This is a genomic window from Sphingomonas sp. KC8, assembly GCF_002151445.1.
Taxonomy (GTDB): domain Bacteria; phylum Pseudomonadota; class Alphaproteobacteria; order Sphingomonadales; family Sphingomonadaceae; genus Sphingomonas_E.
In genome coordinates, this window is sequence record NZ_CP016306.1 from 2221448 (window position 1) to 2245313 (window position 23866).

The 23866-nt window shown below is 65.2% G+C and carries 29 protein-coding genes; 15 read left to right on the forward strand and 14 right to left on the reverse strand.

The annotated features are described in order from the left end of the window. The first annotated feature begins 13 nt into the window (after positions 1 to 13). The 7 genes from KC8_RS10535 (at position 14) to KC8_RS10565 (ending at position 6030) form a co-directional block, all read left to right on the forward strand. Positions 14 to 1108 carry a flagellar basal body P-ring protein FlgI gene (locus tag KC8_RS10535; RefSeq protein WP_037496455.1) on the forward strand — a complete coding sequence of 365 codons (1095 nt, stop codon included), beginning with the start codon at positions 14 to 16 and terminating at the stop codon, positions 1106 to 1108. Further along, entirely contained in the window at positions 1105 to 1467 is a 363-nt protein-coding gene (locus tag KC8_RS10540; RefSeq protein ID WP_010126090.1) for a rod-binding protein, read from the forward strand. Before KC8_RS10535 ends, KC8_RS10540 begins: the two co-directional genes overlap by 4 nt. Further along, on the forward strand, positions 1464 to 2822 hold the full coding sequence (flgK, locus tag KC8_RS10545; protein ID WP_010126091.1) for a flagellar hook-associated protein FlgK: 1359 nt from the start codon (positions 1464 to 1466) through the stop codon (positions 2820 to 2822). Before KC8_RS10540 ends, flgK begins: the two co-directional genes overlap by 4 nt. A gap of 13 nt (positions 2823 to 2835) precedes the next feature. Next, positions 2836 to 3693 (forward strand): flagellin N-terminal helical domain-containing protein, encoded by an 858-nt coding sequence (locus tag KC8_RS10550; RefSeq protein ID WP_010126092.1) that lies wholly within the window; start codon positions 2836 to 2838, stop codon positions 3691 to 3693. A 137-nt stretch (positions 3694 to 3830) separates the two neighbouring features. Continuing rightward, positions 3831 to 4694, forward strand: coding sequence for a flagellar motor stator protein MotA (gene motA, locus KC8_RS10555; protein WP_010126093.1), 864 nt, complete (start codon positions 3831 to 3833; stop codon positions 4692 to 4694). 3 nt (positions 4695 to 4697) lie between these two features. After that, positions 4698 to 5651 (forward strand): flagellar motor protein MotB, encoded by a 954-nt coding sequence (locus KC8_RS10560; RefSeq protein WP_010126094.1) that lies wholly within the window; start codon positions 4698 to 4700, stop codon positions 5649 to 5651. 58 nt (positions 5652 to 5709) lie between these two features. Next, positions 5710 to 6030, forward strand: coding sequence for a hypothetical protein (locus tag KC8_RS10565; RefSeq protein WP_029624614.1), 321 nt, complete (start codon positions 5710 to 5712; stop codon positions 6028 to 6030). Between the two features lie 27 nt (positions 6031 to 6057). Here the strand turns inward: KC8_RS10565 and KC8_RS10570 are convergent, their stop codons facing one another. The 3 genes from KC8_RS10570 to KC8_RS10580 all read right to left on the reverse strand — a co-directional run bounded on the left by KC8_RS10570 (position 6058) and on the right by KC8_RS10580 (position 7756). Continuing rightward, positions 6058 to 6396, reverse strand: a complete 339-nt coding sequence (locus tag KC8_RS10570) for a hypothetical protein (protein WP_010126096.1) — start codon at positions 6394 to 6396, stop codon at positions 6058 to 6060. A 79-nt stretch (positions 6397 to 6475) separates the two neighbouring features. Next, complete coding sequence (locus KC8_RS10575; RefSeq protein ID WP_083831262.1) at positions 6476 to 7408, reverse strand: hypothetical protein; 933 nt, start codon at positions 7406 to 7408, stop codon at positions 6476 to 6478. A 57-nt stretch (positions 7409 to 7465) separates the two neighbouring features. Beyond that, positions 7466 to 7756 carry a 4a-hydroxytetrahydrobiopterin dehydratase gene (locus KC8_RS10580; protein WP_010126097.1) on the reverse strand — a complete coding sequence of 97 codons (291 nt, stop codon included), beginning with the start codon at positions 7754 to 7756 and terminating at the stop codon, positions 7466 to 7468. 126 nt (positions 7757 to 7882) lie between these two features. Between KC8_RS10580 and KC8_RS10585 the strand changes: the two genes are divergently transcribed. From KC8_RS10585 to KC8_RS10595, 3 genes are read left to right on the forward strand one after another with little or no spacing between them, the layout of a single operon-like run. After that, a complete protein-coding gene (locus KC8_RS10585) occupies positions 7883 to 8278 on the forward strand; it encodes a metallopeptidase family protein (RefSeq protein ID WP_010126098.1) in 396 nt (131 codons plus the stop codon). Then, on the forward strand, positions 8275 to 8868 hold the full coding sequence (gene ccmA, locus KC8_RS10590; protein WP_010126099.1) for a heme ABC exporter ATP-binding protein CcmA: 594 nt from the start codon (positions 8275 to 8277) through the stop codon (positions 8866 to 8868). Before KC8_RS10585 ends, ccmA begins: the two co-directional genes overlap by 4 nt. Further along, complete coding sequence (locus KC8_RS10595) at positions 8865 to 9512, forward strand: heme exporter protein CcmB (RefSeq protein WP_010126100.1); 648 nt, start codon at positions 8865 to 8867, stop codon at positions 9510 to 9512. Before ccmA ends, KC8_RS10595 begins: the two co-directional genes overlap by 4 nt. Positions 9513 to 9621: 109 nt before the next feature. Here the strand turns inward: KC8_RS10595 and KC8_RS10600 are convergent, their stop codons facing one another. From KC8_RS10600 to coxB, 11 genes are all read right to left on the reverse strand, one after another. Continuing rightward, positions 9622 to 10491, reverse strand: coding sequence for a class I SAM-dependent methyltransferase (locus KC8_RS10600; protein WP_010126101.1), 870 nt, complete (start codon positions 10489 to 10491; stop codon positions 9622 to 9624). A gap of 5 nt (positions 10492 to 10496) precedes the next feature. Further along, entirely contained in the window at positions 10497 to 11726 is a 1230-nt protein-coding gene (locus KC8_RS10605; protein ID WP_010126103.1) for a M16 family metallopeptidase, read from the reverse strand. Further along, positions 11723 to 13123, reverse strand: coding sequence for a threonine synthase (gene thrC / locus KC8_RS10610; protein ID WP_010126105.1), 1401 nt, complete (start codon positions 13121 to 13123; stop codon positions 11723 to 11725). Before thrC ends, KC8_RS10605 begins: the two co-directional genes overlap by 4 nt. A 130-nt stretch (positions 13124 to 13253) precedes the next feature. Then, positions 13254 to 13835 carry an SURF1 family protein gene (locus KC8_RS10615; RefSeq protein ID WP_010126107.1) on the reverse strand — a complete coding sequence of 194 codons (582 nt, stop codon included), beginning with the start codon at positions 13833 to 13835 and terminating at the stop codon, positions 13254 to 13256. Continuing rightward, positions 13832 to 14206, reverse strand: coding sequence for a DUF983 domain-containing protein (locus tag KC8_RS10620; protein WP_010126108.1), 375 nt, complete (start codon positions 14204 to 14206; stop codon positions 13832 to 13834). The genes KC8_RS10615 and KC8_RS10620 overlap by 4 nt, the downstream gene beginning before the upstream one ends. A 43-nt stretch (positions 14207 to 14249) precedes the next feature. Then, a complete protein-coding gene (locus KC8_RS10625) occupies positions 14250 to 15068 on the reverse strand; it encodes a cytochrome c oxidase subunit 3 (RefSeq protein ID WP_010126109.1) in 819 nt (272 codons plus the stop codon). A 37-nt stretch (positions 15069 to 15105) separates the two neighbouring features. Further along, positions 15106 to 15663: a cytochrome c oxidase assembly protein gene (locus tag KC8_RS10630; RefSeq protein ID WP_010126110.1), complete on the reverse strand. Its 558-nt coding sequence runs from the start codon at positions 15661 to 15663 to the stop codon at positions 15106 to 15108. Between the two features lies 1 nt (position 15664). Further along, positions 15665 to 15787 (reverse strand): hypothetical protein, encoded by a 123-nt coding sequence (locus tag KC8_RS20505; protein WP_010126111.1) that lies wholly within the window; start codon positions 15785 to 15787, stop codon positions 15665 to 15667. Beyond that, a complete protein-coding gene (locus KC8_RS10635) occupies positions 15784 to 16692 on the reverse strand; it encodes a heme o synthase (RefSeq protein WP_010126112.1) in 909 nt (302 codons plus the stop codon). The genes KC8_RS20505 and KC8_RS10635 overlap by 4 nt, the downstream gene beginning before the upstream one ends. A gap of 108 nt (positions 16693 to 16800) precedes the next feature. After that, positions 16801 to 18459, reverse strand: coding sequence for a cytochrome c oxidase subunit I (gene ctaD / locus KC8_RS10640; protein ID WP_010126114.1), 1659 nt, complete (start codon positions 18457 to 18459; stop codon positions 16801 to 16803). 11 nt (positions 18460 to 18470) lie between these two features. Next, complete coding sequence (gene coxB, locus KC8_RS10645; RefSeq protein WP_010126115.1) at positions 18471 to 19541, reverse strand: cytochrome c oxidase subunit II; 1071 nt, start codon at positions 19539 to 19541, stop codon at positions 18471 to 18473. A 181-nt stretch (positions 19542 to 19722) separates the two neighbouring features. On the opposite strand from coxB, the gene pyrE reads away from it, so the two are divergent. The 5 genes from pyrE to KC8_RS10670 all read left to right on the forward strand — a co-directional run bounded on the left by pyrE (position 19723) and on the right by KC8_RS10670 (position 23766). Next, positions 19723 to 20307: an orotate phosphoribosyltransferase gene (gene pyrE, locus KC8_RS10650; RefSeq protein ID WP_010126116.1), complete on the forward strand. Its 585-nt coding sequence runs from the start codon at positions 19723 to 19725 to the stop codon at positions 20305 to 20307. Positions 20308 to 20562: 255 nt separating this feature from the next. Beyond that, positions 20563 to 21291 carry a pyridoxine 5'-phosphate synthase gene (locus KC8_RS10655; protein ID WP_010126117.1) on the forward strand — a complete coding sequence of 243 codons (729 nt, stop codon included), beginning with the start codon at positions 20563 to 20565 and terminating at the stop codon, positions 21289 to 21291. Beyond that, complete coding sequence (gene acpS, locus KC8_RS10660; RefSeq protein ID WP_010126118.1) at positions 21288 to 21689, forward strand: holo-ACP synthase; 402 nt, start codon at positions 21288 to 21290, stop codon at positions 21687 to 21689. The genes KC8_RS10655 and acpS overlap by 4 nt, the downstream gene beginning before the upstream one ends. Before the next feature lie 65 nt (positions 21690 to 21754). Further along, positions 21755 to 22687, forward strand: coding sequence for a signal peptidase I (lepB, locus tag KC8_RS10665; protein WP_010126119.1), 933 nt, complete (start codon positions 21755 to 21757; stop codon positions 22685 to 22687). Continuing rightward, a complete protein-coding gene (locus KC8_RS10670) occupies positions 22684 to 23766 on the forward strand; it encodes an AI-2E family transporter (protein WP_010126120.1) in 1083 nt (360 codons plus the stop codon). The genes lepB and KC8_RS10670 overlap by 4 nt, the downstream gene beginning before the upstream one ends. Positions 23767 to 23866 lie beyond the last annotated feature (100 nt).

The window sequence follows — 23866 nt, forward strand, 5'->3', positions numbered from 1 at the left end:
GATGCCCGTCGCGATGATCCGCTTTCTCCTCGCCTTTGCCGCCCTCGCCCTCCTCGGCGCGCCCGCTCATGCGGAGCGGATCAAGGATCTCGGCACGTTCCAGGGTGTCCGCCCCAACCAGTTGACCGGCTACGGCATCGTCGTCGGCCTCGCCGGCACGGGCGATGACAGCCTGGAATATGCGACGCAGGCGATGAAGGGGGTGGCATCACGCTTCGGCCTCAACCTGCCCGCCGGGGTGAACCCGCAGTTGAAGAACGCGGCGGCGGTGATGATCACCGCCGAACTGCCCGCCTTCGCCAAGCCCGGCCAGCGGCTCGACATCACCGTATCGGCGCTCGGCAAGGCCAAATCGCTGCGCGGCGGCACCCTGCTGATGTCGCCCCTCACCGGCGCGGACGGCCAGATTTACGCGATGGCGCAGGGCAATCTCGCGGTCGGCGGCCTCGGCATCGATGCCCAGGACGGATCCAAACTCACCGTCAACATCCCGACATCGGGCCGCATTCCGGGTGGGGCGACGGTCGAACGCGCGGTCGACGCCGGCTTCGCCAGCAGCCCGTCGCTGATCTTCAACCTGTCCGAAGCCGATCTCACCACCGCCGGCCGCGTTGCGGCGGCGATCAACGGGGTGCTGGGCGCCGGCCGCGCACGCGCCACCGATGCGGTGACGATCGAAATCAACGCCATTCCCGGCGCCGAAGCGCGCACCGCGCTGATGGGCCAGATCGAAAACCTGCCCGTCGATCCGGCCGATGCCCCCGCGCGGGTCATCGTCAACGCCCGCACCGGCACGGTCGTCATCAACGGCGCGGTCCGCATCGCGCCCGCCGCCGTCAGCCATGGCAAGCTCACCGTCCGGGTCGAGGAAGATCCAACGATCGTCCAGCCGGCGCCCTTTTCGCGCGGGGAAACCGCGCTCGAACCCGCCAGCACCATTTCGGTCGAGGAAGAACGCAAGCCGATGTTCGATTTCCGCCCCGGCGCAAGCCTCGCCGATATCGTGAAATCGGTGAACGCGATCGGCGCATCGCCGGCCGATCTCGTCGCGATCCTCGAAGCGTTGAAGCAGGCCGGCGCGATGAAGGCGGAGTTGATCGTGCTATGACGACGGTTGCGCCCCTCCCCATCGCCGCTGCCGGCGTCAGCCTGGCGTCCAAGCCGGTCGATCAGGCCGGGCTGAAAAAGGCCGCGCAGCAGTTCGAGGCGATCTTTCTGCGCCAGATGATCTCGTCGATGCGCTCGGCCAGCCTTGGCGAAGACATTCTGGGATCCAACGCGAGCGATCAGTTTCGCGACATGGCCGATGCCCGCACCGCCGATTCCATGGCGGAAAAAGGCAGCCTCGGCATCGCCAACACGCTGTTGGCGCAGTTTTCGCCGCCCGCTGCGCCCACGCTCAGCCCCGGCACCGTCGGCCTGCCGATTAAAGGGCCGGCCGGGCTGGCCGTAAATCCTGACAAATGAGCGATCTTCTCAGCATCGGTGCCTCGGGCATCTCCGCCTACAAGACGGCGCTTTCCGCGATCAGCGATAATGTCGCCAATTCGGAAACACCCGGCTTCGCGCGGCGCAGCACCACCCAGCGCGAGCAGGTTGCCTCGTTGCCGATGAACCCGACTTATCGGCCCGGCACGATCTTCGCCGGCACGCAGATCACCGCCATCACCCGCGCCTACGATCAGTTCCGCGACAAGGAAGTCCACGCCGCCAGCGCCGAAGCCGGCCGCGCCGATGCGCGCGCGCGCTGGCTGGAAACCGCCGAAAGCGCGATGGACGATGGCGATACGGGCATGGGCGCACGGCTGACCGCCTTCTTCAACGCCGCCGATGCGCTGGCGGCGGACCCGAGTGGCGCCCTGCCGCGCCGTGCGTTTCTGCAGGCGCTCGACCAGACGGCCAGCGCGTTTCGTTCCGCCGCGCAGGGGCTGGCGACCACCGCCGACGGTATCGCCAGGGATGCCCAGTCCAACGTCGATGCGGTCAATGGCAATCTCGAGGCGCTGGCCAAGCTCAACCTCGCGTTGCGCCGGTCGGAACCCGGCACCGGGGCGCATGCCAGCCTGCTGGACGAACGCGACCGGCTGGTCGATGCGGTGTCGTCGCGGCTGAATGTCGACGCCACGTTCGGCGAAAATGGCACGGTGACCTTGAAACTGGCCGGCAATTCGCAATCGTCGCTGGTCTCCGGCGTCACCGCCAATCCGATCGCCGTTGCGGTTGCGGGCAATGGCGGCCTCACGATGTTCGCCACGGTCGATGGCGGCACGCATGCGATCGCGCTGCCCGGCGGCACGATCGGCGGGCTGATCGACGCGGCCGCCACCGTCGCCGATCGACGCGCCAGCATCAATGCGATCGCCACTGATTTTGCCACGACGATCAACACCTGGTCGGCCGGCGGGCTGGATGCCGCGGGCAATCCGGGCGCGCCCTTGCTCACCGTCGGCACCCCGGCCGCGGCCACGATGGCGCTGGCGATCAGCGATCCCGATGGGGTGCCGGCTGCATCGACCGATGGCGCAACCGTCACCGCCAACGGCAACCTGATCGCGTTGCAGGGCCTGCGCGCCGGGGGGGCCGAAGATCGGCTGGCCGGCCTGATCGCCGGCCACGCACAGGCCACCGCCGCCGCGCGCACCGAAGCCGACGTTACCGGCACCCGCCGTGATGGCGCGCTGGCGTCGCGCGATGCGGTGACGGGCATCGATCTCGATCGCGAAGCCGCCGAACTGATCCGTTTCCAGCAGGCCTACAACGCCTCGGCGCGGATCATTCAGGTCGCGCGCGAAACCATGCAATCCATCCTCGACCTGTTCTGAAAGGCAGCGGATCATGATCAGCAGCACCCGCTACCATTTGTCGGCCGAAATCTCGCGCCAGCAGAATCTCGCCGCCGGCATCGCCCGCGCGCAGGCCGATATTTCGAACGAAACGCGGCTCCAGCGCCCGTCCGACGATCCCACCGCCGCCGCGCGGGTCGCCGAAATCCGGCGCGCGCAGGCCAATGAAACCGCGTGGACCAGGAACATCGAAACCGCCTCGGCAACGGCCACGCGCGCGGATGCCGCGCTGAATACCGTCGCCACCGCGCTGGATCGCGCCCGCGAACTGATGACCGGGGCCAATAGCGCCACCTATAATGCCAATGATCGCAAGGCGATGGCAATCGAACTGCGCGGCATTGCGGATGAGATCGCAGAACTTGCCATGTCAAAGGATTCGCGCGGTCAGCTGCTCTTTCCGGATGGCCCGTCGCTTGCCGTCCCGATCGGCGCCGGCGTGTATGTCGCCCCGTCGCTGTCGAAGGACGGAGTGTTCACCAACCTGCAAACGGCGGCCGGGCCAAAGGATCTTGCGCAGATCATGCGCGACGCCGCCGATACCATCGAATTGACCGATCCCGCCGCCCGCGACGCCGCCAGCACCGCTTCGCTCAACGAGATTGTCGGCGCGGTCGCGACCACCACGGTCGCGCGGGCCGAACAGGGCGTGCGGGCTGCGCGCCTCGATGGTGCGCGCGAAGCCTTCGCCTCGTCCGGCCTCGTCAATTCCGAGGAACGCGGGACGCTGGAAAACACCAACATTCCGGAAACGGTAGCCAAGCTTCAGGCCAAGCAGCTTTCGCTCGAAGCCGCGCAGGCCGTTTTCACCCGGATCAACCGGCAGACGCTGTTCGATCTGCTCGGCTGATCCGCCCGGCGAATGATTTATTAGCCTAATGCCGGCTTAAGCATAAATCCCGCCCGATCCTGCCGTTAACCTTCATAGAGGCCAGGAATCGCTAGCGCTTCCTACCCCGCCTCGCCGGTTTATTCTGGGGGAAATGCATGTTCGCGGCAATCGGTCTGGTCGTTCTGCTGGTAATGGTATTCGGCGGATTCGCGATGACGGGCGGCGATCTCGCGCCGGTCATGCACGCCATCCCCCATGAAATGCTGATCATCGGTGGCGCCGCCATCGGTGCTGTGATCGCCGGCAATTCGATGAAGGAGCTGAAGCAGCTTGGCGGCGGACTGGTCAAGGTGTTCAAAGGCCCGAAATATAACAAGAAGGATTTTCTCGACGTCATCTTCCTGGTGTCGAGCCTGATGAAGATGCTGCGCACGGACGGCCCCGTCGCGCTCGAACCGCATATCGAGGATCCCAAATCCTCGACCATCTTTCAGGAATATCCCAAGCTCACCAAGGACGACACGCTCGTCCACCTCATCACCGATACGCTGCGCCTCGTCGTCGTCTCGTCGGGCACGCTCGATCCCCATGCGGTGGAAGAGGTGATGGATAACGCGCTCAAGACGCACCATCATGATGAAATCCGCCCGGCGGACATGCTCCAGAACCTCGCCGATGCGCTGCCGGCACTTGGCATCGTCGCCGCCGTGCTCGGCGTGGTCAAGACGATGGGATCGATCGACAAGCCGCCCTCCATTCTCGGTGGCATGATCGGCTCGGCACTCGTCGGCACCTTCCTCGGCGTGTTGCTGGCTTACGGCATCGTCGGTCCGTTCGCCGGGCGCTGCCGCCAGGTGATCGAAAGCGATGCGGCCATCTATCATGTCATCAAGCAGATCATCATCGCCTCGCTGCACGGCCACCCGCTGCCGCTGGTGATCGAAGCCGCGCGCTCCAGCATCAGCCATTCGAACCAGCCGGCCTTCGCCGATGTGTTCGATGGCATGCGCGGGCGCTGATCGGTGGCCAGCGCAGCCGCCAAGCGCGGCCGGAACGAGCCGGAACCCCGCCCGATCATCATCGTCAAGAAGATCGTCGATGGCGGCCATGGCGGCCATCATGGCGGCGCGTGGAAGGTGGCTTATGCCGATTTCGTGACGGCGATGATGGCCTTCTTCCTCTTGCTGTGGATTCTCGGCGCGACCACCGAAAAGCAGCGCAAGGGCATTGCCGACTATTTTTCGCCCACGCTGGTGGAAATGCGGCAGAAGAGCGCCGGCGCCAACGGCCCCTTCGGCGGCGATTCTGTCGTCGCAAAGGACAATTATCCCCACGGCGCCACCCAAACCGGTAGCCGTTCGATGACCATCCCCAAGGATGCGACCGGGGGTGCCAAGGAAGGCGCCGCCGCCATCCGCTCGCGCGATCGAGCCCGCTTCACCGCGCTCAAGAAGCAACTCGAAGCGCGGATGAAAAGCGATCCCAAGCTCGCCCGCCTGGCCAAGCATATCCGCATGGTCGAAACCCGCGAAGGGCTGCGCATCGATCTGGTGGACGAAGCCGATTTCGCGATGTTCTCGCTCGGCACCAACGCCCTGCTGCCCGATGCCCGCCGTCTTGTCGGCGAAGTCGCCACCGTGATCGAAGGCGTGCCCAACGACGTCGTCGTCCGCGGCCACACCGATGCGCTGCCTTATGCGGCCGGACGCAGCGTCAACAACTGGACCCTGTCCACCGCGCGCGCCGAAGCAACCCGCGCAGCCCTGGGTGATTCGGGCCTGTCCGGCGATCGCTTCTCGCGGATCGAAGGCGTCGCTTCACGCGAACCCTATATCCCCGACAATCTTTATGATCCGCGCAACCGCCGCATGTCGATCACGCTGGCATGGACCGCCGGCGGCGCGGACGAACCCGCGCCCGCCGAACCACGCGTGTTCGATGGGCCGCAATCGGTGGAACTGGCGCAAGCGCGCTGATTGGTTCCATGTTCGGCGGTGGGTGGATAGCCAGCATAAGCATGCTACGGCGGTCGGCATGACCACCACACACAGGCTTGCCGGTACCGTCGACGTCGATGGGCTCAAATATGAATGGGAACTCCAGCGAGAGCCGCAACGCTCCGATCTCGATGGCTGGAAAGGCATGACGGTTTCGTTGCTGCAGGAAGGTGCGCAGCGCGGTGCATTATTGGAATTCCCACCCCCGAAACGCTTGATCAAGGGGCTGCAACGCGGTCGCCTCCAGGTCAACGATGCCATTGTCACCCGGGGCATCCGCGCCGCCTTGCTGGCGGGATGGGAGCCGACGTCGCGCGGCAAGCCCATGGTGTTCATGGTCGACGCGGACGGCAATTAACGGTCGAAAGCGAAAAGCGCCGGCCGATCAGCGTTGCTTCTTGGTGATCGTCGCGGTGAAATCGGGGTCCTTTTTCGCCACCCAGTCAACGAATTTGCGCACGTTGGGATTGGCCAGCAACCCTTCGACATCCATCGCATGGCGCTGCAGTTCGGAATTGGTGAAATTGGCGATCAGCGTCTGCTGGCAGATGGGGTGCATCGGCACGACATCGCGTCCGCCCCGGCTCTTGGGCACGGGATGATGCCAGACAATGGTTTTTCCCGTGGGCCGCCCGCACAGCCAGCAGGGTGGCGCCACCGCTGGCGCCTCATCCTCGCGATGCAGGCCTTCATAGGGATCATATTTCGAACTTCTACGGGCCATATGCCTACCTGAACTGCCTGAACTTGCGCTGCCCGCCTATCGTGGCGCGGTCCGCATTGCTACAGCAGTATCGGGCAGATCAGGCCTCGCGATCCTTGTCGCTGTCGAATGGCGACGCGACCAGCATATACGCCAGCGCGGCGAATTGCGGATTGGGCCGCAGCACGTTGAGCGAATGGGCGCGGTCGGCCAGCGCCATCATCGTATCGGGCGCGGTCTCGCGCGGGGTCGCGCGTGGTGATGTGGATGCCGGCAGGTCGATCAGCCGTACCGCATCGGCGGACATGGCCGACAAAGGCGTGCTCGTCCGCGCGACATTCGTGTCGAAACTCGCCATCTGGATTGGCGCTTCCATGCGCGATCCGCCGGTGGGCGCGATTTCGGTCGGCCCGTCCACCTTGCGCGCCATCAACGCATAAACCTGGCTCAGGCTGCGCGCCTCGCCCGATCGGGTGTAGAAGATCGACCGGTTGGCCGCCGCTTCGCGCGGGAACGCCGCCGCCGCCGCCGCATCGGGGCTGGCTTGCGCGGCCTTCAGGAATTTCTTGGCGCCGGCCAGGCCCAGGAAGTGCGCGAAATACAGGTCGCCCGATGTCGGCGCGCGGCCCAGGGCCGCCTGCAATCCTTCGGCATTATCCTGTGCGAACTCGCCGGCCATCAGGGCAGCGGCGTCGGGATCGTTGCGCAGGGCAAACACCGCCTGGCGCGCCGCCGGATCAACCTGCCAGCGCCCGCCGCGCCACTGGATCGAATCCGCCGCCCAGCCATAGCCATGCGTCTGCCCATGCTGTTTCAGCACACCCAGCCAGCTCTGGTCGATAAACTGGTACAGCCCGGCCGCCGACGATGTCGCCGCCTTGGCCGTCGGGTTCAGCCCGCTTTCGCTTTTCGCCTGATTGAGCAGATAGGTGAAGTTCGCACCCGTCCGTTCCGCCGCGCGGCCGATCGCAGCCCGCACCGATTCCTTGTCGGTGCGGCTGGATGCGATCCCTCTCAGAAATGGCGCGGTCAAGGGCGATCCTTCCCATGCGGTCGGAAGAATCACTGCCCGATTGTGGTTAAGAAGTGGTTATCCCACCATCCGGTCGATCGCTTCGGCCAGCACGATATCGCGGGTCGAAAGGCCGCCGGCATCATGTGTCGTCAGCAATATTTCCACCCGGTTCCACACGTTCGACCATTCGGGATGGTGATCCATCTTTTCGGCAACCAGCGCGACACGGGCCATGAACCCGAACGCTTCGGCGAAATCGGAAAAGGTGAACGTCCGCGTGATCGCGTCGCGCGCCTCGTCATGTTCCCATTCGTCCAGTGCTTCCAGCGCATCGGCGCGTTCGGCTTCGCTCAAGGCTTCGATCATGGCCTTCGTCCTTCCCCATCTTTATCGCCATTCGGCTGGTGTTGAGGGTCTTTGCGTCAGCCGGCGCCATGAAACAAGTTCAGGCTGGCGATTGGAAGCCGCGCATTTCCCATCTATGCCGCGAACATGACCGCGACTTTCGCCCCCTCAGCCGACGATATCGAGGCGCTTGCCCGCGCGGCGCTGGCGCGCATCCCGCAAGCGTTCCGCGATCATATGGGCAATGTCGCCTTGTTCGTGGAAGATTTCGCCGACGAAGAGACGCTGGCCTCGGTCGATCTGGAAGATCCGTTCGACCTGACCGGCCTCTATCATGGCACCCCGATCGGCCAGAAATCGATCAGCGACATCGCCGCCATGCCCGATCGCATCATCCTCTATCGCCGCCCGTTGCTCGACGAATGGGTCGAAACCGGCGTCACGTTGGAAGCGCTGATCACCCATGTCGTCGTCCATGAAGTCGGCCATCATTTCGGCCTGTCGGATGATGATATGCACGCGCTGGAAGATGCCGTCGGATGACGCTGGCGACCGGCGTTTCCCGGCTGGCATTCGATCGCGTCGCCTGTCTGCGCGGCCATCGCCTGCTGTTCGAACGGCTTAGCTTCGCGCTTGCCCCTGGCGACGCCGCCCTCGTCACCGGCCCCAACGGCACCGGCAAATCGAGCCTGCTGCGCTTGGCCGCCGGGCTGCTCGCCCCTGCCGCCGGCACCATCACCCGCGACGGCCGCATCGCGCTGGCCGATGATCGCCACGCGCTCGATCCGCGTCATTCGCTCGCCGCCGCGCTTGGCTATTGGGCGGGGATCGACGGCGGCGGCAAAGACCCCATCGACGCGGCACTCGAAACCGTGGGCCTGGCCGCCATCGCCGAAGTGCCGGTGCGGATGCTGTCCACCGGCCAGGCCAAGCGCGCCGGCCTTGCCCGCCTCATCGCCAGCGGCGCTGCCATCTGGCTGCTCGACGAACCCGGCAACGGCCTCGATGCCGCCTCGCTCACCCGCCTCGCCGCAATGATGGCCGCGCACCGCGCCGCCGGCGGGATCATCCTTGCCGCGAGCCACCAGCCCTTGGGGCTGGACGACGCGCAGACGATCACGCTCACGCCATGATGATCCTCGCCCGCATCCTCTGGCGCGATCTGACGCACGCTTTTTCCGGCGGCGGCGGGGCGCTGCCGCTGATCTTCTTCCTGCTGGTCGCAACCTTGTTTCCCTTCGCCATCGGCCCAGATGCACGGCTGCTCGCCGCCACTGGCGGCGGGGCGCTTTGGATGGCGGCGTTGCTCGCCGCCCTCCTGCCCGTCGATCGCCTGCTCGAACCCGATGCGCAGGCCGGCGTGCTCGATCAATATGCCGTGCGCGGGATCAGCGAGGAAGCGATCGCCGCCGCCAAGATGCTTGCCCATTGGCTCAGCTTCGGCCCGCCCTTGATGATCGCCGCCCTTCCCGCCGCCGCGCTCCTCAAACTCGACGGCGCGACCTTGGCCCGGCTGGAAATCGGCCTCGCGCTCGGCACACCGGGCTTGGCCGCGCTCGCCTTGATGACCAGCGCGCTCACCTTGGGCCTGCGCGGTGCCGGTGCACTCGCCGGTCTCGTCATGCTGCCGCTCGCCGTCCCGATCCTGATCTTCGGCGCGGGAACGCTGTCGGCCGAGGATAATGGCGGCCTCAAGCTGCTGGCCGCCGCGTCGCTGCTGCTGGTGGCGCTGGCCCCGTTCGCAGCAGGGGCGGCGCTGCGGGCCGCGCGGGAGTAACTCTTCCTCCCCCCCCGTCATGCTGAACTTGTTTCAGCATCCATCGCGCCGCAAGCGAGGATGGCGCAAGCGGAAGAGTGGACCCTGAAACAAGTTCAGGGTGACGGGTTCACTCGCCCACCCAGCGCGCGAAGATCGCGGTTGGCAACAGCAACCCGCGTGCTTCTTCGCGCACGGCCATTTCGCCCACTTCCACCCGGCCACCCAGATGAGCTGTGGCCTGACGCAGCAATTCGCCGATCGCCAGCGCCGACATCCGCACCGCATAAACCGTCAGCACCAGGAACTTCGATTTCGCGTCGAGCAGATTGACGCAGTGGGTGATCAGGCCGGGCAGATGTTCTTCCAGCCGCCACACTTCGCCATCCGGCCCACGGCCGAATTTGGGCGGATCGAGCATGATCCCGTCATAGCGCCGGCCGCGGCGCACTTCGCGCGCGGCGAACTTCACCGCATCGTCCACCATCCAGCGGATCGGCCGATCGGACATGTCGGACAGGAACTGGTTGGCCTTGCCGGCTTCCACCGATTTCTTCGACGCATCGACATGCGTCACCCGCGCGCCCTTGGCCGCCAGCGCCAGCGTGCCGACGCCGGTATAGCCGAACAGGTTCAGCGCCTCGTCCCCTTCGGCGGTGCGTTCGCGCATCCATGCCCATTGCGGGGCCATATCGGGGAAGAAAGCGAGGTGGCGGAACGGCGTGTTCTGCGCGGTGAAGCGCACCTCTTCCCACTTCAGATGCCAGCCGCCGCGCGGCACATCGCGGCTCAGATGCCATTTGCCGCCGCCATCCTCGTCGGACGCGGCGATGAAATCGCCGTCGGCAACCCAGTTGGGATCGGCCGGCGCCCACATTGCCTGCGGTTCCGGCCGGATGAAGCTGAAACGGCCATAGCGTTCGAGCTTGCGGCCATGGCCCGAATCCACCAGCCCGTAATCGGCCCAGGGTTCGGTGACGAGGGTGATAAGGTCGTTCATATCTGTCAGGCCGCCTTGGCCAGCTTGCCGCCGACGGTGGCGATCGCCCGGCCGCCGGACAGCGCATGCTGCCCCGCTGCCCGCGCCTCAGCCAGTGTCACCGCATCGATCGCCGCCACCGTTTCGGCCGGCAGCACGATCCGGCCATGCACCTGAATCTGTCGCGCCAGATGGTCGCAGCGCGCCGCCGGCCCTTCCAGCCCCATCAGCAGGCCGGCTTTCGCCTGCACCCGCGCGCGATTGAGTTCGGCCTGTGTCAGTTCTTCGGCGGTGCGCGCCAGCACCTCTTCGGCCAGCCCCAGCGCTTGTGTCGCCTGCTCGCGCGATGCCGCGCAATAGATGCCGAACAGCCCGGTTTCGGCATAGCTCTGCGCCCACGCATAGACGCTGTACGCAAGGCCACGCTGTTCGCGCAGTTCCTGGAACAGGCGCGATGACATGCCACCACCCGCCGCACCCGTGAACAGCGACAAAGCGTGGATGCTGCTGTCGCGATAGCCCACACCGGGCCAGCCCAGCGCCAGATGGATCTGATCGAACCGCCGCCGATCATGCTTGGCGCCCACCGCGAACGCCGCCGCATCGGGGGCGGCCGGTTCGCCCGCCGCCATATCGCCGAAATGCGCCTCGGCCAGTTTCAGCAGTTGCGCTTCATCCACCTTGCCGGCGGCTGCCAGCACCAGCCCCGACGGGCGATATTGCTCGGCGGTCCAGCGCCTGAGCGCCGCCACGTCGATCGCCGCGATGCTCGCTTCATCCCCCAGCACCGGCCGGCCCAGCGGCTGGCCGGGAAAGGCCGCGCCCTGCAAATGATCGAACACGATATCGTCGGGGGTGTCGCGCGATTCGCCCAGTTCGGACAGGACAACGCCCTTTTCGCGTTCCAGTTCGCCCGCGTCAAACAAAGGTGCGCGAACCAGATCGGCGATCATGCCCACGCCCAGCGCCAGATCATCCGCCAGCAGCCTTGCGTGGAACACGGTATGGTCGCGCGCGGTCCACGCGTTCAGCGATCCGCCGACATCCTCGATATCCTCGGCGATCGCGCGGGCATCACGGCTGCCCGCGCCCTTGAACACCATATGTTCGACCATATGGGCCAGGCCACCCAGGCCCGCCGGCTCGGATCGCGCGCCGACATTGGCGTACAGGCCGACAGCCAGCGTCTCCACCCCGTCCATCGGCTCAACCGCGACGGTCAGCCCGTTCGCCAGCCGGTGGAGCGTGGCGGTCATCGCGCCGGAATGGCCCGTTCGGCGATATAGTCTTCGATCGCGCCCAGTTCTGCCGGCAAGGTCGCATACCGCTCCTCCCGTTCGAACAGGCCGCCCACGCGCGCGGGCAGATGGGGCCGCTGGCCGGTTGCCCGTTCCACTGCGTCGCGGAACTTGGCCGGGTGCGCGGTCGCCAGGGTCACGATCGGAATATCGCGATCAAGATCGGCACGATGGGCTGCCGCCAGGCCAATCGCGGTGTGCGGATCGATGATCTGGCCGCTGCGTTCGATTGCGCGGCGCATCGCCAGCGCCATGCCATCGGGGTCGATCCGCGCGCTGGTGAACAGTTCGCTCGCCTGCGCCCGCATCGCATCGGGGATCGTCATCTGCCGGGTCGATTCGAACCCGGCCATGGTGGCCGCCAGCGCCTTGCCGTCGCGCGCGTGCAGGTCGAACAGCAGGCGCTCGAAATTCGAACTCACCTGGATGTCCATCGACGGCGCCGCCGTCGGCGTAACCGTACCGCACGAATAATCGCCATCGGCCAGCGCGCGATGCAGGATGTCGTTGACGTTGGTGGCGACGATCAGCTTGGCGACGGGCAGGCCCATCCGCGCTGCCGCATAGCCGGCGAACACGTCGCCGAAATTGCCCGTCGGCACCGAAAACGCCACGGGGCGATCGGGCGCGCCAAGGCGGACGGCGGCGTAGAAATAATAGACGATCTGGGCCATCAGCCGCGCCCAGTTGATCGAATTGACCGCGCTCAGGCGGAAACGGCCGGCAAAGCTCTGGTCGGCGAACATCGCCTTCACCATCGCCTGCGCATCGTCGAAACTGCCTTCGATCGCGATATTGTGGACGTTGGGCGCCAGCACCGTCGTCATCTGCCGGCGCTGCACGTCGGACACGCGGCCCAGCGGATGCAGCATGAAGATGTCGACCTTGGCACGCCCCGCCAGCGCGTCGATCGCCGCCGACCCGGTATCGCCCGAAGTCGCGCCCACCACCGTCAGGTGGGTGTCGCGATTGGCAAGGAACCGTTCGAACAACAGGCCCAGCAATTGCAACGCGACGTCCTTGAACGCCAGGGTCGGCCCGTGAAACAGTTCCAGCAGCCAGTTGCGCGGATCAAGCTGGACCAGCGGCGTCACCGCTTCATGATCGAACCGGCCGTAGGCGGCGGTGCACAGCGACCGCAGTTCATCGCGCGACAGCGAATCGCCGACGAACGGCGCCATCACCTCGACGGCGGTGTCGACATAAGACAGCCCGGCCAGTTTGCTGATCGCCTCACGCGAGAAGTGAGGCCAGCTCTCGGGCACATAAAGCCCCCCATCGGCGGCAAGGCCGGTAAGGGTGACATCCTCGAAGTCGAGCGCGGGCGCGGCGCCGCGGGTGCTGATGTAACGCATGATTGGCAGCGCTTAGCGACGTGCAGCCGCCGGGGCAACTTTTTGCGGCGGCCTTATCGTTTGACGACCTGTCAAAGCCGGATAGCCAGACGCGGGGCAAGCCATATCATAACGGTGCAGAGCCGCACGCTCAGCCCTTACGCCGCCCCACCGCGATGCCGTAAATCACCAGCGCCACGAGCGCGAACAGGAACCATTGCACCGCATAACCGCGATGATTGTTGGGAATGTTCGCGGGCGACGGCTTCTCGCTGGCCTCCAGCCCCGGCGCGGGGGTTTCGGAAACAAGGATGAACACCCGGTCACGATCAAAATCGATCACGCCGTTCACCGGGCCGCCCAGCCCCTCGCCTTTCGGCGCGTCCGAACTGCGCGACCAGCCATAATCCACCGCCATGCCCGGCCCCTCGCCGCCGCCGGTGCGGCATGAGGCGATGTGCCGCCAGCCTTGTTCGCCCTTGCGGCTGCGCCCGGCGCGCGCGTCCCAGCGGACGACTTCCAGGCAAGTGCCCCCGGCGCGGCGGAAGACCAGCGCCTCATCGGGCACCGGCACCGCCGGAAACGCGATCGGCGGCAATGTCTCGGCGGCGGCATAACGCGCCAGCAGGCCATCCTTCCACGTCGCGCGCTGCAATTGCCAGATACCCAGCGCGATCATCACCGCAACGCAGACGAGCACGAACAGGGTCGGCCAGAATGGCAGGCGCTTCATTCGTCCTCCTCCACGATCCGCCCCTCGCGCGCGGCGTTGCGATATTCGAGGGCGATCAGCATCCCTTTGGCGATGCGCAGCGATCCGAGGACGGCACCAGCGGTGATCGGAATCCACAGGATCAGGTGCAGCCACATGGGCGGGTGGACGGTCAGCTCAAGCATGATTGCGAGCATCGTCACCAGTGCGCCCACGCCCATGGTGAGAAAAGCGGCCGGCCCGTCGCCGACGTTGAAACTGGCAAAGGAAAGGCCACAGCCGCGGCACGAGGCGGCAAAGCTGGCGATTCCGGAAAAGAGGGTCTTCGCGCCGCAGCGCGGGCAGAGGCCGGACAGGCCGGTCTGTAACGGGGTGGGCGGAGATGGTGTCATCAGCGGGCGGCCGCCCCGGCTAAAACCAGGGCGGCCCGATGCCTCAACCGTGGACCGGCGCGCCCCAGCCGCCCCACACATAGATGACGACGAACAGGAACAGCCACACCACGTCGACGAAGTGCCAGTACCAGGCGGCGGCTTCGAAGCCGAAATGCTGCTTCTGGGTGAAGTGGCCCTTATAGGTGCGGACGAGGCAAACGATCAGGAAGATCGTGCCGACCAGCACGTGGAAACCGTGGAAACCGGTCGCCATGAAGAAGGCAGCGCCATAGTTCAGGCCCTTGAACGCGAACGGCGCGTGCACATACTCATATGCTTGAATGCAGCTGAACAGCACGCCCAGCAGGATCGTCACCCACAGGCCGGTCTTCAGGCCTTCGCGGTCGCCCTGCAGCAGCGCGTGGTGCGCCCAGGTCAGCGTCGTGCCCGAACAGAGCAGGATCATCGTGTTGAGCAGCGGCAGGTGGAAGGCGTCGATGACTTCCAGGCCCTTGGGCGGCCAGACGCCGCCAACCGCTTCCACCGACGACGGGAAGAGCGAGAAATCGAACCACGCCCAGAACCAGCCGACGAAGAACATCACTTCGGACGCGATGAACAGGATCATGCCGTAGCGCAGGTGCAGCGAAACCACCGGGGTGTGATCGCCGGCATGCGCCTCGCGAATCACGTCCGACCACCAGCTGTAGAAAGTGAACAGCAGCGCCGCGACGCCCGCATAGAACACATAGCCGCCAAAGGCCGCGTCATGCATCCACATGATCCCGCCCACGGCCATGGCCAGCGCGGACATCGAGCCGACAAGCGGCCAGATGCTGGGAGGCAGAATATGGTAATCGTGCGTTTTGGCTCCGGCCATTGTCTTTTGTCCCTTGGGTCTTCCCTTTGCCCGTCCCTTAACCGTCGTTTCCGGCGGAATCCACCGGGAAGAAGGTGTAGGACAGGGTGATTTCGTTGATATTCTTGGCGTCCGGGTCGTTCAGTATCTTCGGATCGACGTAGAAGATCACCGGCATGCGCATGGTTTCGCCCGGCTGCAGCACCTGTTCGGTGAAGCAGAAACATTGAATCTTTGTGAAATATTGTCCGGCCTGGCTGGGCGTCACGTTGAACGTCGCAGTGCCCTTGACCGGCTTGTCGCTGGTGTTCGTCGCGTTGAAGAACGCCATGTCGCGCGCGCCCACGGCCACCCGCTGCACATGTTCTTCGGGCGCGAACTTCCAGGGCATGCCCGGCTTCACATTGCCGTCGAACCGGACATTGACGAGCTTGCCGACAACGGCCCCCGGCGCTTTGGCGCCTTCGGCTTTCTGCGTCGTGCCGTTGAACCCCGTCACCTGGCAGAACATCCGGTAAATCGGCACGCTGGCAAAGCCCAGCGCAACCATGGCGGCGACCATCGCCACCGCCATCAGCCCAACCTTGCGGTTCCGATCTGCCAGTGTGCCTGCCATGTCAGTTCATCTTCGCGATCGAGATGGCGTAGAACAACACCACCAGGCCGCCCAGAATCAGCGCCATCACTATCGCGCGGCTTTTCTGCCGGCGGCGGATTTCATCATCACCAGGCTGGTTCATGCGAGCACCATACGGTCGGCGACAAGCGCGCCGAACAGGACAAAAAGATAGATGATCGAATAAGCGAAAAGCTGCCGTTCGGGCTTCATCTTCGCCTGATCCGTCTCCCGGCTGAAACCGACGCGCGCGGCCAGCAGCAGGAAGACGCCCGAAAGCACCGCGGCCGAAACGCCATAGATCGAACCGGTCAGCCCCAGCGGCCACGGCGCGATCGCGGTCGCGGCCATCGGCAGCGTGTAGAGCAGCACCTGCATGCGCGTCGCCTGCGCGCCCGCCACCACCGGCATCATCGGCACGCCGGCATTGGCGTAATCGGTGCGCACGAACAGCGACAGCGCCCAGAAATGCGGCGGCGTCCACAAAAAGACGATGGTGAACAGCAGCACCGGCAGCAGATCGACATGCCCGGTGGCCGCCGCCCAGCCGATCAGCGGCGGGAAAGCGCCGGCCGCACCGCCGATGACAATGTTCTGTGGCGTCCGGCGCTTGAGCCAGACGGTGTAGATCATCACATAGAACAGGATCGATGCGGTCAGGATCGCGGCCGCCAGCAGATTGACGGCCAGCCCCATCAGCAGCACCGAAAATGTGCCAAGGCCCACGCCGAAATGGAGCGCCGACTGGCGATCCATGCGCCCGGCGGGCAACGGCCGGCTTTCCGTCCGCTTCATCTTGGCGTCGATGTCGGCTTCATACCACTGGTTGAGCGCGCCGGCCGCAGCCGCACCCAGCGTCGTGCACAGCATCGCGGTGAAACCGAGCACCGGGTGGATCGATGTCGGCGCGGCCAGCATCCCGCACAGCCCGGTGAACACGACAAGCGTCAGCACCCGTGGCTTGCACAAAGCCAGGAAGTCACGCCATTCGGCCGGTGCTGTCACCGTGTTCATCGTCGTGCTGTTCATCTCGTTCCAGTTGCATTCCGGCCGGTTTTATCCGGGCCGGTAATGCCTTGGCCGCCGCCCCGGTCGGAACCGGAACGGCGGCGATGGTTGTTCTTGGCGATGCCGGGATCAGTCGATCTTCGGCAGCGTTTCGAACTGGTGGAACGGCGGCGGGCTCGACAGCGTCCATTCGAGCGTCGTCGCGCCTTCGCCCCACGGGTTGGCTTCGGCCTTCTTGCCCGCGAACAGCGACCAGAAGACGTTGACGAAGAAGATCACCATGCTGCCGGCCATGATCATGTAACCGATCGTGGCAAGGTGATTATACTGGGCGAACGCATCCGGATAATCCGGGTAGCGACGCGGCATGCCATCCAGGCCCAGGAAGTGCATCGGGAAGAACAGCAGGTTCACGCCGATGAAGAACACCCAGAAGTGCAGCTGGCCGAGGAACTCGTTATACTGCTTCCCCCACATCTTGCCGAACCAGTAATAGAAGCCGGCGAAGAGCGAGAAGACCGCACCCAGCGAGAGCACATAGTGGAAGTGCGCGACCACATAATAGGTGTCGTGCATGTAGTTGTCGACGCCACCATTGGCCAGGACGACGCCCGTCACGCCACCGACGGTGAACATGAAGATGAAGCCCAGCGACCACATCATCGGCGTCTTGAAGCTCATCGAACCGCCCCACATGGTGGCGATCCACGAGAAGATCTTGATCCCGGTCGGCACCGCGATGACCATCGTCGCGGCGGTGAAGTACATCTTCGTGTTCACGTCGAGGCCGGTGGTGAACATGTGGTGCGCCCACACGATGAAGCCGACGACGCCGATGGCGACCATGGCATAAGCCATGCCGAGATAGCCGAAGATCGGCTTCTTGGAGAAGGTCGACACGATGTGGCTGACCATGCCGAAGCCCGGCAGGATCATGATGTACACTTCGGGGTGGCCGAAGAACCAGAACAGGTGCTGGTACAGGATCGGATCGCCGCCACCGGCGGGATCATAGAAGGTGGTGCCGAAGTTGCGATCGGTCAGCAGCATCGTGATCGCGGCGGCGAGCACCGGCAGCGCCAGCAGCAGCAGGAAGGCGGTGACCAGCACCGACCATACGAACAGCGGCATCTTGTGCAGGGTCATCCCCGGCGCGCGCATGTTGAAAATGGTGGTGATGAAGTTGATCGCGCCCAGGATCGAGCTGGCGCCGGCGATGTGCAGCGACAGGATCGCCATGTCGACCGACGGCCCCGGCTCGCCATAAGTGGAGAGCGGCGCATAAACGGTCCAGCCGGTGCCGGCGCCGCCGAAAAACGGCGAAGCGAGCAGCAGCGCGAACGCTGGCACGAGCAGCCAGAAGGACACGTTGTTCATACGCGGGAAGGCCATGTCCGGCGCGCCGATCATGATCGGCACGAACCAGTTGCCGAAGCCCCCGATGATCGCCGGCATGACCATGAAGAACACCATGATCAGGCCGTGGGCCGTGACCAGCACATTCCACAGATGCAATGCTTCGTCGAACGTGCCCGGACCATGCAGCATCTCAAGCCAGGCCGGCAGATACTGGATGCCCGGCTCCATCAGCTCGACGCGCATCAGGCCCGAAATCGCGCCGCCAACGACGCCCGCGAAGATCGAGAAGATCAAATAGAGAGTGCCGATATCCTTGTGGTTGGTCGACATGAACCAACGGGCAAAGAAGGACGGCTTGTGATCCGCGTCATGGTGGGCATGGTCGTCATGCCCCTGAAAATGCGCGGCTGCGGCGGTTGTATCTGTCATCTGCTTCAGCCTTAATTCTGCGTCGCGGCGGGCGCGGCGGTTGCGTTCGCCACCGGAGCTGCCGCAGCGGGCACCTCAGCGGCAGCGGGCGCTTCGGCGGCGGGCGCAGCCGCGGCCGGCGCGGCAGCCGCTTCGGCCGCCTTGTCGCCCGGCATCGTGCCGCCCTTGGACTTGACCCACTCGGCGAAGCGCGCCGGCGCAACCACCTCGACGGCGATCGGCATATAAGCGTGGCGCGCACCGCAAAGTTCGGAACACTGGCCGAAATAGACGCCCGGACGATCAACCTTGAACCAGGTTTCGTTCAGGCGGCCGGGAACGGCGTCCATTTTGGCCCAGAAGGCCGGAACCGCGAAGCTGTGGATCACATCGTTCGACGTGACGATGAGCTTGACGACTGCACCGGTCGGCACGACGATGCGTTCATCGACAGCGAGGAGACGGGGGCCATCGGCATCGGTGCGCGAACGCTCGCCGGGCTTAACCTCGTCCTTTTCCTTCAGCATGTTCGAGACGATCTCGAAGTCGCCGTTATCGGGATATTGATAGGTCCAGTACCACTGGTTGCCGATCACCTTGATCGTCAGGTCCGCCTTGGGCTGCGCATATTGCGCGGCCAGCAGGCGAATCGACGGAACCGCGATCACCAGCAGGATCAGCACCGGAACCAGCGTCCAGATCACCTCGATGAAGGTGTTGTGCGTGGTCTTCGACGGCACCGGGTTGGCCTTGGCGCGGAAACGCCACATCGCCCACAGCATCAGAGCCAGCACGAAAATGGTGATGACCGTGATGATCGGCATCAGGATGCCATCGTGCAGCCACTGCGCATCCAGGCCGATGTCGGTCACCTGCGGCTGGATCTTCCACCCGCCGGGAATCGGCATGCCGATTCCGTCTTCGGGCACAGCATGCTGGAATGCCGGCTTGGCGGCGTCGGCAGCCGGTGCGGCCGCGTCAGCCGCAGGCGCAACCGCCGTGGAAACCGCGCTAGCAGCGGGGGCAGGGGCGTCCTGCGCCAGCGCGGCGGCAGGTGCCGCGGCCAGCGTCATCGCCATCAAAATCGTCTTCAACGTCTTCATTTCACCCCCGTGCAGCGCCGCTGTTCGCGCGGCTGTTGGTCTATCGGGCCTATCGCGATCGCGGCGCTTATAGGCGCGGGTGTCTATTGTCTCAAGCACCGGAATCGCAGAATTTCGGGCAGTTGATGGAAGTGGCCCGGCCGCCTATCTGGCGGCAAACGCAAATGCCCGGAGCAACGACATGACCGACGACGAAATACTGGCGGAATTCCGCGCCGCCGAAGCCCTTCTGGAAGGCCACTTTATCCTTTCGTCGGGCCTGCGTTCGTCCCGTTATTTGCAGTGCGCGCGTGTTCTGATGAATCCCGCGCGCGCGGGACGGCTGGCCGAAGCGCTGGCATTGCGCATTCCCGACAAGGTGAAGATTCAGCTGGGCGCCGTGATTTCGCCGGCGATGGGCGGGGTGATCGTCGGGCAGGAAATGGGCCGCGCCCTCGGCCTGGACGCGATGTTCGTCGAACGGCCAACCGGCACGTTCGAACTGCGCCGGGGCTTCCGCCTCCATCCCGGCCAGAAAGTGCTGCTGGTGGAAGATGTCGTCACCACCGGCCTGTCGTCGCGCGAAGCGATCAAGGCGGTCAACGAAGCCGGCGGCGACGTGATCGCGGCGGCCGCGCTGGTCGATCGGTCCGATGGCGCGGTCGATCTCGGCGTGCCTTTCTATCCGCTGATCCGCCTGGCGGTTCCGACCTACGAACCCGATGCACTGCCGCCCGAACTGGCCGCGATCCCGGCGATCAAGCCCGGCAGCCGGGCCGCCGCGTGAAAATCATCGGCGCCGCGTTCGCACCCCTGTTTCAGGGGAATGCTGGCGCGGCGGCGGTGCGCGCGCCGGCCGCGGCCATTCCGCCGATTCGGCGCGGCGGCGCCATCGCGGTGGGATTCGCAATTTTATCGCCCCTGGTCGCCATATTGCGGTGATCCTGTTCACCAATTGCGGGGATTTCGGTTATGGCGAGATTTCCCAGCAATCGGGCTTCGCGCGCGACAGGCTGGCCAACGCCCTCTGCCCGGAGCCGTGATGACCGGAAAACTGCGCCTTGGTGTCAATATCGATCATGTCGCCACGATCCGTAATGCGCGGGGCGGCGATCATCCCGATCCCGTGCGCGCCGCGATCATCGCCGCCGAAGCCGGGGCCGACGGTATCACCGCGCATCTGCGCGAAGATCGCCGCCATATCACCGACAGCGATATCGATCGGCTGCTCGCCGGTATCGCGCTGCCGCTCAATCTGGAAATGGCCGCGACCGACGAAATGCTCGGCATCGCGCTGCGCCACCGCCCCCACGCCGCCTGCATCGTCCCCGAACGGCGCGAGGAACGCACCACCGAAGGCGGCCTCGACGCCGCCGGCCAATATGATCATCTTGCCCCGATCGTCGGCCGGCTGCTCGACGCCGGCATCCGCGTCAGCCTGTTCATCGAACCCGATCCCCGCCAGATCGAAGCCGCGATCCGCCTGCGGGCGCCCGTCGTGGAATTTCACACCGGCCGCTACGCCCATGTCGATGGCGAGGACCGCGCCACCGAACTGCGCCGCATCGCCGATGCCGCGGCCCTCGCCACCAAGAACGGGATCGAACCGCATGCCGGCCATGGCCTGACGTTCGACAATGTCGTGCCCGTCGCCGCGATCCCGCAATTGGCCGAACTCAATATCGGCCATTTCCTGATCGGCGAGGCGATCTTCACCGGCCTGTCGGCAAGCGTCACGACCATGCGCAGCTTGATGGATGGCGCGCGATGATCATCGGGCTGGGTTCCGATCTGTGCAATATCGAACGGATCCAGAATTCGCTCGATCGGTTCGGCGATCGATTCGTCCAGCGGGTCTTCACCGATATCGAACGCACCAAGGCCGAACGCCGCACGCTCACCCGCGCGGCCACCTTCGCCAAGCGGTTCGCCGCCAAGGAAGCCTTTTCAAAGGCGGTCGGCACCGGTTTTCGCAAGGGTGTGTTCATGAAGGATATCGGAGTGGTCAACGCACCTTCGGGCGCGCCGACATTGGCGTTGACCGGGGGCGCACGTGCAAGGCTTGACGCAATCACCCCGCCGGGCCACGCGGTGGACGTACATTTGACGCTGACCGACGACCATCCTTGGGCGCAGGCATTCGTCATTCTCTATGCCCGCCCGCTTTAATGGGCGTGCCCCTGTAAGGAGTGGATCGCTTGAGCGATCGTGAAATGCGAATGGGTTCCCAAGACATGCCTCCCCCGGCCGCTGACGCGCCTGCCACCCCCGCCGATCAGGCACGCCCGGGCACCGATTGGTGGGCCGAATTCAAGGGCGTGTTCTGGCTGGTGCTGGCGGTCCTCGCCTTCCACAGCTTCATCGCCAAGCCCTTCTACATTCCATCCGAATCGATGATGCCCACCCTCATCAAGGGCGATCGGCTGGTCGTGACCAAATATCCCTATGGCTGGTCCTATGTCTCGCCCAGCATCACGCGGATACCGGGGCCGATCGGCGCATGGCTGGGCCAGTTCACCGGGCAGGATTATCTGTCGATCCCGGCCATGCACGGCCGCCTGTTCGGCCATCTGCCGCGCCGGGGCGATATCGTCATCGCCAAGCCGCCGACCCAATATACCGATTATATCAAGCGCGTGATCGGCATGCCCGGCGATCGGCTGGAAGTGCGGGGCGGCGTCGTCATTCTCAATGGCGTGCCGGTGAAGCGCGAATTTCTGGCCCCGGCGATGATCCCGATCGACGCCAACATCCCGTGCGATACGCCCGATGTCGATCGCCTGCGCATCACCGACGCCAACGGCCGTGAATTTTGCCAGATGCCGCGGGTGCGCGAAACCTTGCCCAACGGTGTGAGTTACGACACGATCGACCTCACCACGAGCGGCGCGAACGACAATTATCCGGCGCTGACGATACCGGAAGGGCACGTTTTCCTGATGGGCGACAATCGTGATCAGTCCGCCGATAGCCGGGTCAGTTCGATCGAAGGCGGTCTTGGCGGGCCGGTGCCGATCGAAAATCTGGGCGGCCGCGCCGAATTCATCACCTTCTCGCTCGATGGCACCTCGTCATTGTGGAACCCGATCAGCTGGCTGACGGCCATGCGCGGCACCCGCGCGGGCACCAGCCTGCGCCCCGCCCTGACCGGCACGCCCACCGAATGATCGCGCCGGAAGGCCGCAAGCCGGAACAGCCCGGCCCGTCCGATTTCCGCGATCCGATGACGGCGCGGGAATTGAAGCGCGCCGCCGTCTGGCTGGGCCTTGCCGTTGCCATCGCGCTGATGTGGCTGCTCGCCCAGCCGCTGTTGCTGATCATCGGCGGGCTGGTGTTCGCCTCCATGCTCGATGGCGGCACCCGCCTGCTCGGGCGCGTGCTGCCGATCGCGCGCGGCTGGCGGCTGGCGATCGTCTGCCTCGCCGCGCTCGCCTTCCTGGTCTGGACCTTCTATTTCGCCGGCGCATCGATCGCCGCCCAGTTCGAAACCCTGCGGAGCGTCGTCACGCATCAGTTCAACCGCATTGCCGATTGGGTCCAGACGATGGGCCTGATGCCGAAAAACAGCGCCGATGCCATTGGCGAACAGGTAATGGGTTCGCTCGGTCGGCTGACGACCGCCGTCGGCACCGCATTGGGCGCAATTTCCAGCCTGGCGATGATCCTCGTCATCGGCGTGTTCGTGGCGATCGAACCCCGCCTTTACGAACGCGGTGTCGCCTGGATGCTGCCGATGGAAAAGCGGACGGAATTCTACGAAACCTCCGCCAAGATGGGCTACACGATGCGCCGGCTGATGGCCGGGCGGCTGCTCGGCATGGCGGTCGAAGGTGTCGGCACCTGGGTGCTGCTCGCGGTCGGCGGCGTGCCGATGGCTGCCTTGCTCGGCATCCTCACCGGCCTGCTTGCCTTCCTCCCCAATATCGGCGCGATCGTGTCGGGTGTGCTGCTCGTCCTCGTCGGCTTTTCGGCCGGGGTCGAAACCGGGCTGTGGGCGATCGGCGTCTATCTCGTCGTCCAGACGGTCGATGGCTATCTGATCGTGCCGATGGTCGCCAAACGCTCGGTCGATCTCGCCCCTGCCCTCGTCCTTGGCGCACAGGTATTGTTCGGTGCCTTGTTCGGCCTGATGGGCCTCGCGCTGGCCGATCCGATCGTCGCGATGATCAAGGTGCTGCTGGAAGAAAGCTCGGGCAACAAGGCCGAGGACGCCCAGGCACCTGTTCCGGCCGCCCCGCTCCCCTAACGCCGACCGCTCCGGGCGAGCACGCGGGCTTCGCCAGCATAGAAGCCTCTCCCCGCCAGGCCGCGTGGACAAATTGCACTTGTCGACGAATGGCCGGTTT

Coding starts and splice junctions, on each gene's coding strand:
- KC8_RS10535 (WP_037496455.1), top strand. CDS start 14: ATGATCCGCTTTCTCCTCGCCTTTGCCGCCCTCGCCCTCCTCGGCGCG.
- KC8_RS10540 (WP_010126090.1), top strand. CDS start 1,105: ATGACGACGGTTGCGCCCCTCCCCATCGCCGCTGCCGGCGTCAGCCTG.
- flgK (WP_010126091.1), top strand. CDS start 1,464: ATGAGCGATCTTCTCAGCATCGGTGCCTCGGGCATCTCCGCCTACAAG.
- KC8_RS10550 (WP_010126092.1), top strand. CDS start 2,836: ATGATCAGCAGCACCCGCTACCATTTGTCGGCCGAAATCTCGCGCCAG.
- motA (WP_010126093.1), top strand. CDS start 3,831: ATGTTCGCGGCAATCGGTCTGGTCGTTCTGCTGGTAATGGTATTCGGC.
- KC8_RS10565 (WP_029624614.1), top strand. CDS start 5,710: ATGACCACCACACACAGGCTTGCCGGTACCGTCGACGTCGATGGGCTC.
- KC8_RS10570 (WP_010126096.1), bottom strand. CDS start 6,396: ATGGCCCGTAGAAGTTCGAAATATGATCCCTATGAAGGCCTGCATCGC.
- KC8_RS10580 (WP_010126097.1), bottom strand. CDS start 7,756: ATGATCGAAGCCTTGAGCGAAGCCGAACGCGCCGATGCGCTGGAAGCA.
- KC8_RS10585 (WP_010126098.1), top strand. CDS start 7,883: ATGACCGCGACTTTCGCCCCCTCAGCCGACGATATCGAGGCGCTTGCC.
- ccmA (WP_010126099.1), top strand. CDS start 8,275: ATGACGCTGGCGACCGGCGTTTCCCGGCTGGCATTCGATCGCGTCGCC.
- KC8_RS10595 (WP_010126100.1), top strand. CDS start 8,865: ATGATGATCCTCGCCCGCATCCTCTGGCGCGATCTGACGCACGCTTTT.
- KC8_RS10600 (WP_010126101.1), bottom strand. CDS start 10,491: ATGAACGACCTTATCACCCTCGTCACCGAACCCTGGGCCGATTACGGG.
- KC8_RS10605 (WP_010126103.1), bottom strand. CDS start 11,726: ATGACCGCCACGCTCCACCGGCTGGCGAACGGGCTGACCGTCGCGGTT.
- thrC (WP_010126105.1), bottom strand. CDS start 13,123: ATGCGTTACATCAGCACCCGCGGCGCCGCGCCCGCGCTCGACTTCGAG.
- KC8_RS10615 (WP_010126107.1), bottom strand. CDS start 13,835: ATGAAGCGCCTGCCATTCTGGCCGACCCTGTTCGTGCTCGTCTGCGTT.
- KC8_RS10620 (WP_010126108.1), bottom strand. CDS start 14,206: ATGACACCATCTCCGCCCACCCCGTTACAGACCGGCCTGTCCGGCCTC.
- KC8_RS10625 (WP_010126109.1), bottom strand. CDS start 15,068: ATGGCCGGAGCCAAAACGCACGATTACCATATTCTGCCTCCCAGCATC.
- KC8_RS10630 (WP_010126110.1), bottom strand. CDS start 15,663: ATGGCAGGCACACTGGCAGATCGGAACCGCAAGGTTGGGCTGATGGCG.
- KC8_RS20505 (WP_010126111.1), bottom strand. CDS start 15,787: ATGAACCAGCCTGGTGATGATGAAATCCGCCGCCGGCAGAAAAGCCGC.
- KC8_RS10635 (WP_010126112.1), bottom strand. CDS start 16,692: ATGAACAGCACGACGATGAACACGGTGACAGCACCGGCCGAATGGCGT.
- ctaD (WP_010126114.1), bottom strand. CDS start 18,459: ATGACAGATACAACCGCCGCAGCCGCGCATTTTCAGGGGCATGACGAC.
- coxB (WP_010126115.1), bottom strand. CDS start 19,541: ATGAAGACGTTGAAGACGATTTTGATGGCGATGACGCTGGCCGCGGCA.
- pyrE (WP_010126116.1), top strand. CDS start 19,723: ATGACCGACGACGAAATACTGGCGGAATTCCGCGCCGCCGAAGCCCTT.
- KC8_RS10655 (WP_010126117.1), top strand. CDS start 20,563: ATGACCGGAAAACTGCGCCTTGGTGTCAATATCGATCATGTCGCCACG.
- acpS (WP_010126118.1), top strand. CDS start 21,288: ATGATCATCGGGCTGGGTTCCGATCTGTGCAATATCGAACGGATCCAG.
- lepB (WP_010126119.1), top strand. CDS start 21,755: ATGCCTCCCCCGGCCGCTGACGCGCCTGCCACCCCCGCCGATCAGGCA.
- KC8_RS10670 (WP_010126120.1), top strand. CDS start 22,684: ATGATCGCGCCGGAAGGCCGCAAGCCGGAACAGCCCGGCCCGTCCGAT.